Here is a 15387-nt window from a genome sequence, read left to right on the forward strand (position 1 = left end):
CCAGGGCGATTGATCCAGGTCATCGCCGACAGAGGCTAAAAATGGCAGGCTTGTCCCCTTTCTTCGGGACGGTCTATCAGATTATGCAGTTACAGAAATTAGTCAATATGTTTGGTGGGGATCTTTTGCAGCGCTATGGGCAAAAGGTTCACAAGCTGACGCTGCACGGTGGTTTTAGCTGCCCGAATCGCGATGGCACTATCGGGCGCGGTGGCTGCACATTCTGTAACGTCGCCTCGTTTGCTGATGAAGCACAGCAGCACAATTCCATTGCGGAACAGCTTGCTCATCAGGCAAGCCGGGTGAACCGTGCAAAGCAGTATCTGGCCTATTTCCAGGCCTACACCAGCACCTGGGCGGAAGTTCAGGTGCTCCGCTCGATGTATCAGCAGGCCGTCAGCCAGGCCAGTATTGTTGGCTTGTGTGTCGGTACTCGTCCGGACTGTGTCCCGGACGCGGTGCTGGATCTGCTCAGCGAATACAAAGAGCAGGGGTATGAGATCTGGCTGGAGCTGGGCTTGCAAACGGCGCACGACAAAACCCTGCACCGTATCAACCGTGGGCATGATTTCGCCTGTTACCAGCGCACCACGCGCCTGGCGCGCGAGCGCGGTCTGAAAGTTTGTTCGCATCTGATTGTGGGGTTGCCCGGCGAAGGGCAACGGCACGGTCTGGAGACGCTGGAAAAGGTGGTTGAGACTGGCGTGGACGGGATCAAACTGCATCCGCTGCATATTGTGAAGGGCAGCATTATGGCCAAAGCCTGGGAAGCCGGGCGGTTAAACGGTATTGAACTTGACGAGTATACGGTGACGGCGGGGGAGATGATTCGCCATACGCCACCGGAGATTATTTACCACCGCATTTCCGCCAGCGCCCGCCGCCCAACGCTTCTGGCACCGCTCTGGTGCGAGAACCGCTGGACGGGGATGGTGGAAATTGACCGCTATCTGCACGAGCACGGTGTGCAGGGCTCGGCACTTGGTCGCCCGTGGGTTCCCCGCTTAGCGGCGGCGACCGCCTAACAGGCTCCCCAGCATGCCGCGTACAATCTGATTGGTCACCTGCCGCGCCGCGCTTTTCGCCATTGTCTGCACGACGCCATCACGCTTACCGCCGCGCGGCCCGGTGCTGCCAAACAGGATATCTTTCAGCCCACCCAGAATGCCGTCATCCACGCCAGCGGACTGGCCTTTGGCGGCGGGAGCATCCTGTGATCCCGTGGCCGTCTGTACCCCTTTTTGCAGCATCTCGAATGCGGATTCTCGATCCACTTCATCTTCGTATTTACCGTAAACGGGCGAGTGGTTAATCAGCCCGTTGCGTTCGTCGTCAGTCACTGGCCCCATCCGTGAGCAGGGCGCAATCACCATCGCGCGTTCCACCACGGACGGACTGCCCTTCGCATCCAGGAAGGAAATCAGCGCTTCACCGGTGCCTAACGCCTGGATGGCGGCTTCGGTATCAAACGCCGGATTGGCGCGCATGGTTTGTGCGGCGGCCTTAACGGCTTTCTGATCTTTTGGCGTAAAGGCGCGCAGGGCGTGCTGCACGCGGTTGCCGAGCTGCCCCAGCACGTTATCCGGGATATCCGACGGATTTTGCGAAACAAACCAGACGCCGACGCCTTTGGAGCGGATCAGGCGGATAACCTGTTCAATTTTATCCAGCAGCACCTGGGGTGCATCGTTAAACAGCAGATGCGCTTCGTCAAAGAAGAACACCAGCTTTGGCTTCTCAAGATCGCCCGCTTCTGGCAATTGTTCGTAGAGCTCAGAGAGCATCCATAGCAGGCTTGCCGCATAGAGTTTTGGCATCTGGTAGAGCTTCTCTGAGCTCAGAATATTGATGATGCCTTTGCCGTTGCTGTCGGTACGCATCCAGTCTTTGATATCCAGCATCGGTTCACCGAAGAAATGTTCGGCACCTTGTTGCTCCAGCGTCAGTAAACCACGCTGGATAGCCCCCACTGAGGCGCTGCTGATATTGCCGTACTGGTTCTGGAAAGATTTGGCGTTGTCGCCGATGTATTGCGTAATGGCACGCAGATCTTTGAAATCGAGCAGCAGCAGTCCCTGGTCGTCGGCAATGCGGAAGATAATATTCAGCACACCCGACTGCACATCGTTGAGGTTGAGGAGACGAGCCAGCAACAGAGGGCCAAGGTCGGAGACAGTGGCACGCACCGGGTGGCCTTTTTCACCAAAGATATCCCATACCACCACCGGATTGTTATGTGGCGTCCAGTCCGTGATGCCAATGTTTTTCAGGCGCTCAAGCAGTTTTTCCGACGCAGTGCCTTCCTGAGCCACCCCGGTTAAATCGCCTTTTACGTCGGCCATAAAAACCGGCACGCCAATCTCTGAAAGCGACTCAGCCAGCTTCTGTAGGGTGACGGTTTTCCCCGTCCCGGTGGCTCCGGTGATCAGGCCGTGGCGGTTTGCCATCGCCGGCAGTAAAAACAGCTCTTTTTCCAGCGTCCGGGCAATTAACAATGGTGTACTCATCATACGCGTCCTCTCTTAGTCCTGGGTGGAGTATAGGCAACCTGACGGCATTTTGGCTCAGTAAATTCCTGAGTTTGCGGCGTATTGCCCAGCGCGGACTATGCTTTTGCATACGGTTCACAACATCCAGGGAAACTATGTCCAGATTCTTTTTTAACGACCGCAAACAACTGGTCAACGATGCCATTGAAGGCATTCTGATTTCTGCCCCGCACGGGAATCTTGTCAAACTCGATATCGATCCGGCCATTCGTGTGGTGGCACGCAGCGACTGGGATAAAAGCCGTGTGGCGGTGATCTCCGGCGGTGGTTCCGGCCACGAACCAGCGCACGCCGGGTTTGTCGGTAAGGGGATGCTGACGGCGGCGGTGTGTGGCGATCTGTTCGCCTCGCCGAGTGTTGATGCCGTGCTCAATGCCATTGTGGCGGTAACGGGCGACCGTGGCTGCCTGCTGATTGTGAAAAACTACACTGGCGACAGGCTTAACTTTGGCCTGGCCGCTGAAAAGGCGAAACGCTACGGCCTGAAGGTGGAGATGGTGATTGTGGCGGACGACATCGCCCTGCCGGATAACAAGCAGCCGCGCGGTATTGCCGGTACGGCGCTGGTGCATAAGATTGCGGGTTACGCGGCGGAGCACGGGAAATCGCTGAGTGAAGTACGGGACATTGCGCAACAGGCTTGCGATAACCTCTGGAGTCTGGGGGTTGCGATGCAAACCTGCAACCTGCCAGGCAGTGATGATGAGGAAGGACGCATCAGACAAGGCCACGTGGAGCTGGGGCTGGGTATTCACGGTGAGCCAGGGGCTTCCGTCGTAGATACGCAAAACAGCAGAGCCATTATCGACACGCTGGTGACACCACTTAAAGCACAGGCTGGTGAGGGGCGCTTTGCGGTGCTGATTAACAACCTCGGCGGCGTGTCGGCGCTTGAAATGGCGCTACTGACCAAAGAGCTGGCACATTCGGCACTGAAGGACACAATTGCGTATCTGATTGGCCCGGCACCGCTGGTCAGTGCGCTGGATATGAAGGGCTTTTCGCTGACGCTACTGAAGCTCAACGATCTGTTTGAAAAAGCGATCGCTGAGGAGGTGGAAACGCTGGGCTGGCAGAAACCCGTCGCTTTTGCGCCTTTGCGCACGATCCCGCACAGCGCGATCCACGATCGCGTGGAATATACCCCGTCGACCAATCAGCAGGTGGGCGAGTATGTGTTTTTGGTAACAAACACGTTGATTAAGCTGGAAAACCGACTCAATGCGCTGGATGCCAAAGTGGGTGATGGTGATACGGGTTCGACCTTTGCGCAAGGGGCGCGGGATATTGCGCAGCGTCTGGAAGAGAACGCGCTTCCACTTAATGACGTGTCGACGCTGCTGTTACTGGTAGGTGAACGGCTGGCAACGGTGATGGGGGGATCGAGTGGCGTATTAATGTCGATCTTCTTCACGGCGGCAGGACAAAAGCGGCATGACGGGCAGTCGTTGCCGCAGGCATTGCTGAGCGGGCTTGCGCAGGTGAAGCAGTATGGCGGGGCGGATCTCGGCGATCGCACCTTGATCGACGCGCTGCAACCGGCGCTGGAGGCACTGCAAAAGGGCGATCTTCAGGCGGCGGCGCGGGCCGCACAGCAGGGCGCGGATGCAACGGCGAAAATGGTGAAAGCTGGCGCGGGACGTTCGTCGTATGTGAACAAAGATAATCTGGACGGTGTGATGGATCCGGGGGCAGTTGCGGTTGCAGAGGTGTTTAAGGCAATGGCAGAAGCAAAACGGTAACACGCGTTACAGGTTTTAGTGCTTGCACCCTCTCCCTGTGGGCTGAGGGTTCCCCACAAATTACAGGTTGGCACAGAATACCCCCTCTCCCTTGAGGGAGAGGGCTGGGGTGAGGGGGAACATAAAGCAGTAGTGGTTATTCCGTTCACTTTATGTTGATTGCTACTCTGTAACGACGATACAGGTGAACGTGCGAGGGCGGTTCACCGCCACCGCCCTGGCAACCCGGGCTCCCGGCAGGAAAATCGCCGCTGCGCGGTACCCTCAGCTTATTCCTTCAGGCTTCGGGTCGGGCATCCCTGCGCCTCGCCCCGGCCTTACGGAAACGCTTCGGCGATTTTCAGCCGGACCATGGAGTCGCTATAAGTCTTATATTTCAATGAAATAGTTTAATTGCTTAAGAAGAACAAAATTACTGGGGAACCCTCAGCCCTATGGGAGAGGGCTGGGATGGGGGCATCAGGCCGCACATTTCCCCGGCAAATTCACATCAGAAATCCGCTTTTAATACCACGCGGTAACGGGCTTTACCGTCGCGCACATGCTGGATGGCTTCGTTGATTTTTGACATCGGGTACAGCTCGGTGGTTGGAGCCACTCTGGTGCGTCCGGCAAACTTCATCAGTTTGCGCAACTCGAATGGCGTACCGGTCGCAGAACCGGACACGCTGCGATCGCCGCCGATCAGCGTAAACGCCGGAACCGGAAGCGGCTTCATGACTGCACCGACGGTGTGGAAGTTACCACCGTAGGCCAGTGCTTCAAAGTATGGCTGCCAGTCGAGATCGACGTTCACGGTGTTGATGATCAGATCAAACTGACCTGCCAGCGCTTTCAGCGCATCCGGATCGCGGCTGTTGACGACCTTATCTGCACCCATCGCCAGCACTTCTTTCTCTTTCGACGGGTTAGAGCTGAACGCGGTGACTTCACAGCCCATCGCATGCAGCAGTTTGATGGCGATATGACCCAGACCGCCAATACCAATCACACCCACGCGGCTGGTGGCGGTGATATGGTGCATCAGCAGCGGTTTAAAGACGGTGATACCACCACACAGTAGTGGGCCTGCGGATTCAATATCAATACTGTCCGGCAGTGGGATAACCCATTGCCAGTCGGCCCGCAGTTTATCGGCGAAACCGCCCTTGTTCAGAATAGTTGGTACTGCGCCCTCGAGGCAGTTTATCTGGTTGCCGCTGATACAGGCGTCGCAGTGACCACAGCTGCGCGCCGTCCAGCCGATCCCCACGCGCTGGCCTACCTTCAGGCCTTTATCCTGCGCGGCGCTACCGAGCGCGACGACGCGGCCAATAACTTCGTGTCCGGCAACCAGAGGATACTGTGAAAAGCCCCATTCGTTGTCGATCATCGAAAGATCGGAGTGGCAGACCCCGCAGTAATCAACCTGAACTTCGACGTCTTCTGCTTTTAGTTCGCCCGCGTCGTATTCGTACAGTTCAAGTTCTGCACCCGCCTGCGGTGCGGCGTAGCTTTTTATCTTCGACATCGTGTTTCCCCTGTTATGGTGTGAACTGAAAAGTGTAGAGCATTCAGTTTAAGGCCGCTTAACAGAAGAGGGTGGGAACGAAATTTACAGACTTTTCAGCATCCTGACTTCGCAATCGACGTGGCCGGTGCAACCCAGCGGCGCATCAATATGCTCAAAGCCCAGATGTTCATACAGGCCAATGGCTTCCTTAAGGAAGGCGGTTGTTTCGAGATAACAGCGTTTAAAACCCTGTTCGCGCGCGTGATCGAGGGCGGTCAATGCCAGCTTTTTCGCCAGCCCCTTGCCACGTATGGCAGGTAAAAAATACATCTTTTGCAGCTCGCAAATATCCGGCTCGCTGCACGTCAGTGGCGCAACACCGCCGCCGCCCACCACCTGGCCATCATATTCAACCACCCAGTAGGCATGGCCTGGCTGGCTGTAAAGCTGAAACAGCTCGTCCAGATTCGGATCGGCAACGGTATAGCCTTTGTCGGCGGTCAGGCCGTATTCCGCAGAGACGGTACGGATAACGGCGGCAATAGCCGGGTTGTCGCTGGCGGATATCCGGCGGAGTGTAGGAAGGGACTGCGTGGAATTCATTTTGTTACTCAATCGAAAAACAATTCATCATAGTGATATTTGATACCACTCTCTTTTCCATCATGCAAGGTGGATATTACCACTGAGAATTTTTTTCATCACTAATTGGTGTATTTCGTCGTGTGGCTCAATTTTTATTAATTTTATTTAGATTAATTTTTCCATCCTGGTTTTAAACTCCAATATATTATTTGTCAGAGTGATGAATTATGAATAGGGATATGCATTTATTTATGTCTCTGCCTCGAGAGATATTTTCCACACTCCATCGCTTTGAGGATTATCATATTGATGATATGAAGTATGGTGATTTGAACGATTGGGACTTTCAGCAACTGGGGTTGCAGGATATTTCTGCTCGTGTCGACCCATTCAGGTGTTTGCAATTTGATATGATGGCCACTTTTAACATCCATGCTTTGAGTTTTGGCCATCAACAACCGCAAGGGAGGCCGATTAGTCGCCAACATTGTGCAGATATCATGTTTGATGAGATGAAAGAACTGTCAACACAATTCGCTAAAGGGTTATATTCCCCTATTATTGGGGAACTGATTGATCATTTCCATTACGGTAATGGGCTACCATGGTCTGGTGGACTTCTGAATTGCGCGTATGAGGAGGTCATAAGGGGCGTTGGAACGAATGATATGTTGATGAAAATTCGGGATGAGATCAATAAACAATTGCATACTAAACGGGACGCGCGGCTGGATGATTTCTTCTTTGTAAAACTTAAATCAGAAATGCAAAGTTCTAAACTGCCAAAATTCAACCGTTATACCGACAGAGTAAATGGTTTGGGGGTAAGCATACATGATATTTATGCGCAACAAATCAAACTGGTGCGTTTCCAGCGCTATGCCATGTCATGGGAGGGATTACTTTCTTTTAAAGGGCAGGACCATTTTGGTCTGGGCAGAGAGGATATTGCTAACGAACTCTATAAAAATTTCCGCTTCTTCCGCATCTGGTTTTTCCTGCAGAGGCATCGTGATTATGCATACAAACCCTTTATGACTAATTTAACTGCCCATGTGCATATTAAAGGAGGCGTATGAAGCCGAAACGTAACGTCATTATCGGTGGCCTGGTGTTGCTGATATGCGGTTATCTCCTCTGGGCTCAACGACCTGTGACAATCCTTCGGGCTGGTGAGAGATTTGAGTATGATCCTACGTTTTTTCATGGGATTTATGCTAGTAGTGAACGTGGTTTTATGGATTTTGAGGCCTATGATATTGCAGTTAACCATTTTGCATTAACCGAGTGGGGACGGATACACTGGTATCTGCAGCACAAAAATGAGCTGAAGGCAAAATACCATATACCGACAAGTGCCTCTTACCATATTGTTTTTTGGGATGTTGGTGGCGGGTTTATTGATGGTGAGAAATCGGGAGATGGTGATCTGTTTTGTTTTCCGCCACAAAAAAACACAAAAGAAAATTGTATTGAAAAAAATGTACTGCTAGTCGTGGAATTCGATGCGGGATCTTACGAAAGATTTTCTTTCAGCAACATAGAGTATTACTGGATAACTATGCCAGACGGGAAGCTGGTACGAATAAAAAATGCCTTATAAAAGAAAACGCCGAAGAGGGTCTCCGGCGTTTTCATACTATTACAGCGCCGCAATAACCGCCTGCTGCTCGATCAGTTTGGTCCTGGCATCCGCGAAGGCAACCAGACGCTCACGCTCTTTCGCGATGACCGCTTCCGGCGCGCGGGCTACAAAGCCTTCGTTCGCCAGTTTGCTTTCGATTTTGCCAATTTCCACATCGACTTTCGCCACTTCTTTCGCCAGACGAGCCAGCTCTGCGTCTTTGTCGATAAGGCCTGCCATCGGGATCAGCAGCTCAGCACCGTCGATGATTTTAGTCACGGAAACCGGACCTTTATCATCAGCCGGCAGCACGGTGATGCTTTCCAGACGCGCCATCGTTTTCAGGAAGGTGTTGTTCTCGGTGACACGACGAACAACCGCGTCGCTGCAACCGCGCAGCAGCAGCTCAAGCGGTTTACCCGGAGCGATGTTCATTTCTGCGCGGATGTTACGTACCGCAACAATCGCCTGTTTCAGCCATTCGGTATCGGCAGCTGCAGCTTCATCAACACGGGCTGCATCGAATTCCGGGAATGGCTGGAGCATGATGGTATCTGCGTTGATACCCGCAATCACCTTCACACGCTGCCAGATGGTTTCGGTGATAAATGGAATCACCGGATGCGCCAGACGCAGCAGTCCTTCCAGAACGGTAATCAGCGTATTACGCGTGCCGCGCAGTTCTGCTTCAGACCCACCGTTCATAACCGGCTTCGCCAGCTCCAGGTACCAGTCACAGAACTGGTTCCAGGTGAATTCGTACAGGATGCCCGCCGCGATATCAAAGCGGTAGCTGTCCAGCGCTTCACGGAACGCTTTCACCGTCTGGTTGAACTCGGCCAGGATCCAGCGATCCGCCAGAGACAGGGTCATTTCGCCGCCGTTGAAGCCGCAATCCTGATCTTCCGTGTTCATCAGCACGAAGCGGCTGGCGTTCCACAGTTTGTTACAGAAGTTACGGTAACCTTCCAGACGTTTCATGTCCCAGTTGATGTCGCGGCCCGTAGAGGCCAGCGCTGCCAGGGTGAAACGCAGGGCGTCGGTACCGTGAGACTCAATCCCGTTCGGGAACTGCTTCTCGGTACGCTTGCGGATTTTCTCTGCCAGCTGTGGCTGCATCATGTTGCCGGTGCGTTTCTCCAGCAGGTCTTCCAGGGAGATACCGTCAACCATATCCAGCGGGTCAATAACGTTGCCCTTGGATTTGGACATCTTCTGGCCTTCGTCATCACGGATCAGGCCAGTCATATAGACGGTATGGAACGGAACCTGCGGCTTGCCATCTTCATCTTTGATGAAGTGCATGGTCATCATGATCATGCGGGCAATCCAGAAGAAGATGATGTCGAAGCCGGAAACCATTACGCTGGTTGGGTGGAACTGACGCAGCGCATCGGTGTTTTCTGGCCAGCCGAGTGTGGAGAACGTCCACAGTGCGGAGGAGAACCAGGTGTCCAGCACGTCTTCGTCCTGACGCAGGGCAACGTCGGCGCTCAGGTTGTTTTCCTGACGCACTTCGTCTTCACTGCGGCCAACGTAGACGTTGCCTTCGTTGTCATACCACGCCGGAATACGGTGACCCCACCACAGCTGACGAGAGATACACCAGTCCTGAATATCACGCATCCAGGAGAAGTACATGTTTTCGTACTGCTTCGGTACAAACTGGATGCTCCCGTTCTCAACCGCTTCAACCGCCGGTTTTGCCAGCACGTCAGCACGCACATACCACTGGTCGGTCAGCATCGGCTCGATAACCACACCACCACGGTCGCCGTACGGCACGGTCAGATCGTGAGGTTTAATCTCTTCCAGCAGACCGAGTGCATCAACGGCAGCCACAACGGCTTTACGCGCAGCAAAACGCTCCAGCTTCTGGAACTCTGCCGGGATGTCGCTTGAGTAAACGTCAGATTCGTTGCCTTTGGTGTCATACACTTCTGCGCTTTCACGGATATCACCGTCGAAGGTCAGAATGTTGATCATCGGCAGGGCGTGACGACGACCCACTTCATAGTCGTTGAAGTCGTGCGCTGGCGTGATTTTCACGCAGCCGGTGCCTTTTTCCATGTCGGCGTGTTCGTCGCCCACAACAGGAATACGGCGGTTAACCAGCGGCAACACAACAAATTTACCGATCAGATCTTTATAACGCGGATCTTCCGGGTTAACAGCCACGCCAGTATCGCCCAGCAGGGTTTCCGGACGGGTGGTCGCCACGACCAGGTAATCTTTACCGTCTGCAGTTTTCGCGCCGTCGGCCAGTGGATAGCGGATGTGCCACATGGAGCCTTTAGACTCACGGTTTTCCACTTCCAGGTCAGAGATGGCGGTGCGCAGTTTCGGGTCCCAGTTGACCAGGCGTTTGCCGCGGTAAATCAGGTCTTCTTTGTACAGACGGACAAACACTTCTTTCACGGCGTTGGAAAGACCTTCATCCATAGTGAAGCGTTCGCGCTCCCAGTCTACGGAGTTGCCAAGACGGCGCATCTGACGGGTGATGGTGCCACCAGATTCGGCTTTCCACTGCCAGATTTTGTCGATGAAGGCATCACGACCGTAGTCGTGGCGGGTTTTACCTTCTTCAGCGGCAATTTTACGCTCAACCACCATCTGGGTCGCGATACCCGCGTGGTCAGTCCCCGCCTGCCATAGGGTGTTTTTACCCTGCATGCGCTGATAGCGGATCATGGTGTCCATGATGGTCTGCTGGAAGGCATGACCCATATGCAAACTGCCGGTGACGTTCGGCGGTGGGATCATGATGCAGAAGGACTCTTTGCTTTCATCGCCGTTAGGCTTGAAATAGCCCTGCTGTTCCCAGTGCTCGTAAAGCGGCTGTTCGATATCGCGTGGGTTATATGTTTTTTCCATTATGTCCAGGTTGCCGTATTCAGGTTAAAACCAGCCAGGCGGTACGCTTTATAGCGCTCGCGTGCCAGTTGTTTCAAAGATTCTTCGTAGGGGACAAAGTCTACCACTTCTGTGAAAGCGGTGGCAAAATCTGCAAAATCTATCCGCAGGCTAATCAGAATATCGCGCGCGCTGCTGTTGCGCTTTTGCGGCCAGGCAATTTCTACCGGTGCGCCGCCGCGTGGCCCTTCTCCGGACAAGTTATGCGGAACAAAACTCTCCGGTGGGCGTGCCCACAGCGCTTCGTCAAGGCGGATAGCCTGTTGTTCATCTTCACAGGCAATCAGAACGCGTTTACCTGCGCGCCAACGTTCTGCGGCAATTTCACACACCAGTTGTTCAACAGCGCTGAGGCCATCCTGGTGGGTGTCGTTGTCCAGAAGGTAGAACGTTGCATTCTTCATATATGGGGCTTCTTGTTGTGGATTTAAATGCAAAGCCGGGCGGCGCAGTGCCTACCCGGCCTACAAACGGCAATTACTCTTCGCCGTTAAATCCTGCGCGGTTAAGCAGGAACTGCGACAGCAACGCGACCGGACGACCAGTTGCACCTTTGGCTTTACCGGAGCGCCATGCGGTGCCCGCGATATCCAGGTGTGCCCAGTTGTACTTGCGGGTGAAGCGCGACAGGAAGCAGCCTGCGGTAATCGCACCGCCAGGGCGGCCGCCAATATTCGCCATATCTGCGAAGTTGGATTCCAGCTGTTCCTGGAATTCATCGCCCAGTGGCAGACGCCATGCACGGTCACCCGCCTGCTCGGACGCGCCGATAAGCTCGTGTGCCAGCGGGTTGTGGTTAGACATCAATCCGGTGATGTGGTGGCCCAGCGCAATCACGCAGGCACCGGTCAGCGTTGCGACGTCAATGACCGCTTCAGGTTCGAAACGCTCGACGTAGGTCAGCACATCACACAGCACCAGTCGACCTTCGGCATCGGTGTTCAGCACTTCAACGGTCTGGCCGGACATGGTGGTCAGTACGTCACCTGGACGGTACGCGCGACCGCCAGGCATGTTTTCACAGCCTGCCAGTATGCCGATAACGTTAATGGGCAGCTGAAGCTCAGCGACCATGCGCATCACACCATAAACAGCCGCAGCACCGCACATGTCGTACTTCATCTCATCCATGCCTTCGGCTGGTTTGATGGAGATACCGCCGGAGTCAAAGGTCAGGCCTTTACCGACCAGCACGACAGGGCGCGCGTCTTCGGACGGGTTGCCTTTGTACTCGATGACCGACATCAGGGATTCGTTCTGAGAACCGTTTCCGACCGCGAGATAAGAGTGCATGCCCAGCTCTTTCATCTGCTGTTCGCCGATGACGCGGGTGATGACATTCTTACTGTAAGAGTCCGCCAACTGGCGAGCCTGAGAGGCCAGGTACGCGGCATTACAGATGTTTGGTGGCATGTTGCCAAGATCTTTAGCTGCCTTGATGCCGGAGGCAATCGCCAGACCGTGCTGGATAGCGCGCTCGCCGCTGGTCAGTTCGCGACGGGTTGGCACGTTAAAGACCATTTTACGCAGCGGACGACGCGGCTCGCTTTTGTTGGTCTTCAGTTGATCGAAACTGTACAGACTCTCTTTAGCGGTTTCGACTGCCTGGCGAACTTTCCAGTAGGTGTTGCGGCCTTTGACGTGCAGTTCAGTCAGGAAGCACACCGCTTCCATTGAACCGGTATCATTCAGCGTATTGATCGTTTTCTGAATAACTTGCTTGTACTGACGCTCATCCAGCTCGCGTTCTTTGCCGCAGCCAATCAGCAGAATACGTTCGGACAGTACGTTCGGAACATGGTGCAGTAACAGCGTCTGCCCAGGTTTACCTTCCAGTTCGCCACGGCGCAGCAGGGCGCTGATGTAGCCGTCACTGATTTTATCGAGTTGCTCGGCTATCGGGGAGAGTCGGCGTGGTTCAAAGACGCCCACAACGATGCAGGCACTCCGCTGTTTCTCCGGGCTACCGCTTTTTACACTGAACTCCATGCACTACGCTCCTGAATCTTAAAGACAACGGCGGCGGCTACAGATAGAATTGAAACCTTTCGTAACTCATGTCCGCTGTTGTGGTGACTTCGTGTTAATCTTACGTTACTACGGTTTCGACACGTCAGAAAAAGTCCTGAGGCGTGAATCCGCCGGATGTTTTAATCTTAGCGATGATTTCGACGACTCAAGAGAATAAATGACGTTTAAGCCATGAAACAAGCGATTTTCCAGCAAAGAGACGGGTTTTTACGGGCGTATTTAAAGTGATAATCATAAGATATCTGGTGCGGGAGACGCTCAAAAGCCAACTGGCGATCCTCTTCATCCTGCTGCTGATTTTTTTCTGTCAGAAGCTGGTTAAGATCCTCGGTGCGGCCGTTGACGGCGAAATTCCAACGAATCTGGTGCTTTCCCTGCTAGGTTTAGGGATCCCGGAAATGGCGCAGCTTATCCTGCCGCTAAGTCTTTTCCTTGGTCTGCTCATGACGTTGGGCAGGCTCTATACCGAAAGTGAAATTACGGTCATGCACGCCTGCGGCTTGAGTAAAGCCGTGCTGGTGAAAGCAGCCTTTGTTCTGGCGCTGTTCACCGGCATTGTTGCCGCCGTGAACGTGATGTGGGCCGGCCCCATGTCCTCTCGCCATCAGGATGAAGTGCTGGCTGAAGCCAAAGCGAACCCCGGCATGGCAGCGTTAGCGCAGGGACAGTTCCAGCAGGCGACTGACGGTAACTCTGTACTGTTTATTGAGAGCGTTGATGGCAGTAAATTCAACGACGTCTTCCTGGCGCAGCTACGGACGAAAGGTAATGCGCGTCCGTCGGTGGTGGTTGCAGATTCCGGTCAACTGGCTCAGCGTAAAGATGGTTCCCAGATAGTGACGCTGAATAAAGGGACCCGTTTTGAAGGGACCGCGATGCTGCGTGATTTCCGTATTACGGACTTCATGAACTATCAGGCCATTATTGGCCATCAGGCAGTGGCACTGGATTCAAGTGACACCGAGCAGATGGATATGCGCACGCTATGGAATACGGACACCGACAGGGCGAAAGCGGAGTTCCACTGGCGTATTACTCTCGTCTTCACCGTGTTTATGATGGCATTTATTGTTGTCCCACTGAGCGTAGTGAACCCGCGTCAGGGACGCGTGCTCTCTATGCTGCCAGCGATGCTGCTTTACCTGGTGTATTTCCTGCTGCAAACCTCGATTCGCTCTAACGGTGCGAAAGGTAAGCTGGACCCGATGGTCTGGACGTGGGTCGTCAACAGCGTGTATATCCTGCTGGCGCTGGGATTAAACCTGTGGGATACGGTGCCGGTGCGCCGCATTCGTGCCCGATTCTCGCGTAAAGGAGCGTTGTAATGCAGGCGTTTGGCGTTCTCGATCGCTATATCGGTAAAACAATTTTCTCCACCATCATGATGACATTGTTCATGCTGGTGTCGCTCTCCGGCATCATCAAATTTGTCGATCAGCTGAAAAAAGCCGGGCAGGGGAGCTACGATGCAATGGGCGCGGGGATGTTTACCCTGCTCAGTGTGCCAAAAGATGTGCAGATCTTCTTCCCGATGGCGGCGCTGTTAGGCGCGCTGCTTGGGCTGGGGATGCTGGCGCAGCGTAGTGAGCTGGTGGTCATGCAAGCCTCCGGTTTTACCCGTATGCAGGTTGCCCTGTCAGTCATGAAAACGGCGATCCCGTTGGTACTGCTGACGATGGCGATTGGTGAGTGGGTGGCACCGCAGGGCGAGCAGACAGCGCGTAACTTCCGTGCTCAGGCGATGTACGGTGGTTCACTGCTCTCGACTCAGCAAGGTCTGTGGGCGAAAGATGGCAATAACTTTGTCTATATCGAACGTGTGAAAGGTGATGACGAACTGGGCGGCGTGAGTATTTATGCTTTCAATAATGAGCGTCGTTTACAGTCTGTTCGCTATGCCGCATCGGCCAAATTTGATACGGCTAACAAGCTGTGGCGTTTGTCGCAGGTTGATGAATCTGACCTGACAGACCCGAAACAGATCACCGGTTCTCAGACGGTTTCCGGCACGTGGAAGACTAAGCTCACTCCGGACAAACTGGGTGTCGTTGCGCTGGATCCTGACGCGCTCTCCATTAGCGGTTTGCACAACTATGTGAAATACCTGAAGTCGAGCGGGCAGGATGCCGGGCGTTATCAGCTCAATATGTGGAGCAAAATCTTCCAGCCGATGTCCGTGGCGGTAATGATGCTGATGGCCTTGTCGTTTATCTTCGGGCCGCTGCGTAGCGTGCCGATGGGGATTCGTGTTGTCACCGGTATCAGCTTCGGCTTTGTGTTCTACGTCCTCGACCAGATTTTCGGCCCGCTGACGCTGGTTTATGGCATTCCGCCGATTATCGGTGCGCTGCTGCCGAGTGCCAGCTTCTTCCTGATCAGCCTCTGGCTGCTTCTGAAACGTTCCTGATTGACCTCTCCTCGCTTCCGGTTTGCCGGGAGCGAGGCTAATCT

General features: G+C 54.0%; 12 protein-coding genes. 6 read left to right on the top strand and 6 right to left on the bottom strand.

Going from position 1 to position 15387, the window contains the following annotated elements; translation table 11 throughout:
• Positions 1–83: 83 nt before the first annotated feature.
• A complete protein-coding gene (locus tag ACHHZ6_RS05930) occupies positions 84–1025 on the top strand; it encodes a TIGR01212 family radical SAM protein (protein WP_395122011.1) in 942 nt (313 codons plus the stop codon).
• On the opposite strand, the gene ACHHZ6_RS05935 is transcribed toward ACHHZ6_RS05930, so the two are convergent.
• Entirely contained in the window at positions 1005–2507 is a 1503-nt protein-coding gene (locus ACHHZ6_RS05935) for a helicase HerA-like C-terminal domain-containing protein (RefSeq protein WP_395122013.1), read from the bottom strand. The genes ACHHZ6_RS05930 and ACHHZ6_RS05935 overlap by 21 nt on opposite strands.
• A 137-nt stretch (positions 2508–2644) precedes the next feature.
• On the opposite strand from ACHHZ6_RS05935, the gene ACHHZ6_RS05940 reads away from it, so the two are divergent.
• A complete protein-coding gene (locus ACHHZ6_RS05940) occupies positions 2645–4291 on the top strand; it encodes a dihydroxyacetone kinase subunit DhaK (protein ID WP_182919021.1) in 1647 nt (548 codons plus the stop codon).
• Positions 4292–4781: 490 nt separating this feature from the next.
• Here the strand turns inward: ACHHZ6_RS05940 and ACHHZ6_RS05945 are convergent, their stop codons facing one another.
• Together ACHHZ6_RS05945 and ACHHZ6_RS05950 are read right to left on the bottom strand one after the other, a co-directional pair.
• On the bottom strand, positions 4782–5801 hold the full coding sequence (locus ACHHZ6_RS05945; RefSeq protein WP_182272806.1) for an NAD(P)-dependent alcohol dehydrogenase: 1020 nt from the start codon (positions 5799–5801) through the stop codon (positions 4782–4784).
• Positions 5802–5885: 84 nt separating this feature from the next.
• Entirely contained in the window at positions 5886–6386 is a 501-nt protein-coding gene (locus ACHHZ6_RS05950) for a GNAT family N-acetyltransferase (RefSeq protein WP_395121904.1), read from the bottom strand.
• Between the two features lie 221 nt (positions 6387–6607).
• Between ACHHZ6_RS05950 and ACHHZ6_RS05955 the strand changes: the two genes are divergently transcribed.
• Together ACHHZ6_RS05955 and ACHHZ6_RS05960 are read left to right on the top strand one after the other, a co-directional pair.
• Complete coding sequence (locus ACHHZ6_RS05955) at positions 6608–7447, top strand: DUF3289 family protein (RefSeq protein ID WP_395121905.1); 840 nt, start codon at positions 6608–6610, stop codon at positions 7445–7447.
• Positions 7444–7971 carry a DUF943 family protein gene (locus tag ACHHZ6_RS05960; RefSeq protein WP_182919017.1) on the top strand — a complete coding sequence of 176 codons (528 nt, stop codon included), beginning with the start codon at positions 7444–7446 and terminating at the stop codon, positions 7969–7971. The genes ACHHZ6_RS05955 and ACHHZ6_RS05960 overlap by 4 nt, the downstream gene beginning before the upstream one ends.
• Positions 7972–8010: 39 nt before the next feature.
• On the opposite strand, the gene ACHHZ6_RS05965 is transcribed toward ACHHZ6_RS05960, so the two are convergent.
• The 3 genes from ACHHZ6_RS05965 to pepA form a co-directional block, all read right to left on the bottom strand.
• Positions 8011–10866, bottom strand: coding sequence for a valine--tRNA ligase (locus ACHHZ6_RS05965; RefSeq protein ID WP_182272802.1), 2856 nt, complete (start codon positions 10864–10866; stop codon positions 8011–8013).
• Complete coding sequence (gene holC / locus ACHHZ6_RS05970) at positions 10866–11309, bottom strand: DNA polymerase III subunit chi (protein WP_182272801.1); 444 nt, start codon at positions 11307–11309, stop codon at positions 10866–10868. The genes ACHHZ6_RS05965 and holC overlap by 1 nt, the downstream gene beginning before the upstream one ends.
• Positions 11310–11382: 73 nt before the next feature.
• Complete coding sequence (gene pepA / locus ACHHZ6_RS05975; RefSeq protein ID WP_182272800.1) at positions 11383–12894, bottom strand: leucyl aminopeptidase; 1512 nt, start codon at positions 12892–12894, stop codon at positions 11383–11385.
• A 266-nt stretch (positions 12895–13160) separates the two neighbouring features.
• On the opposite strand from pepA, the gene lptF reads away from it, so the two are divergent.
• Both lptF and lptG read left to right on the top strand, forming a co-directional pair.
• On the top strand, positions 13161–14261 hold the full coding sequence (gene lptF, locus ACHHZ6_RS05980; RefSeq protein WP_182272799.1) for an LPS export ABC transporter permease LptF: 1101 nt from the start codon (positions 13161–13163) through the stop codon (positions 14259–14261).
• A complete protein-coding gene (lptG, locus tag ACHHZ6_RS05985) occupies positions 14261–15343 on the top strand; it encodes an LPS export ABC transporter permease LptG (protein ID WP_182272798.1) in 1083 nt (360 codons plus the stop codon). Before lptF ends, lptG begins: the two co-directional genes overlap by 1 nt.
• Positions 15344–15387 lie beyond the last annotated feature (44 nt).

It is taken from the genome of Enterobacter cloacae complex sp. 2024EL-00214, assembly GCF_043945575.1.
Taxonomy (GTDB): domain Bacteria; phylum Pseudomonadota; class Gammaproteobacteria; order Enterobacterales; family Enterobacteriaceae; genus Enterobacter; species Enterobacter cloacae_P.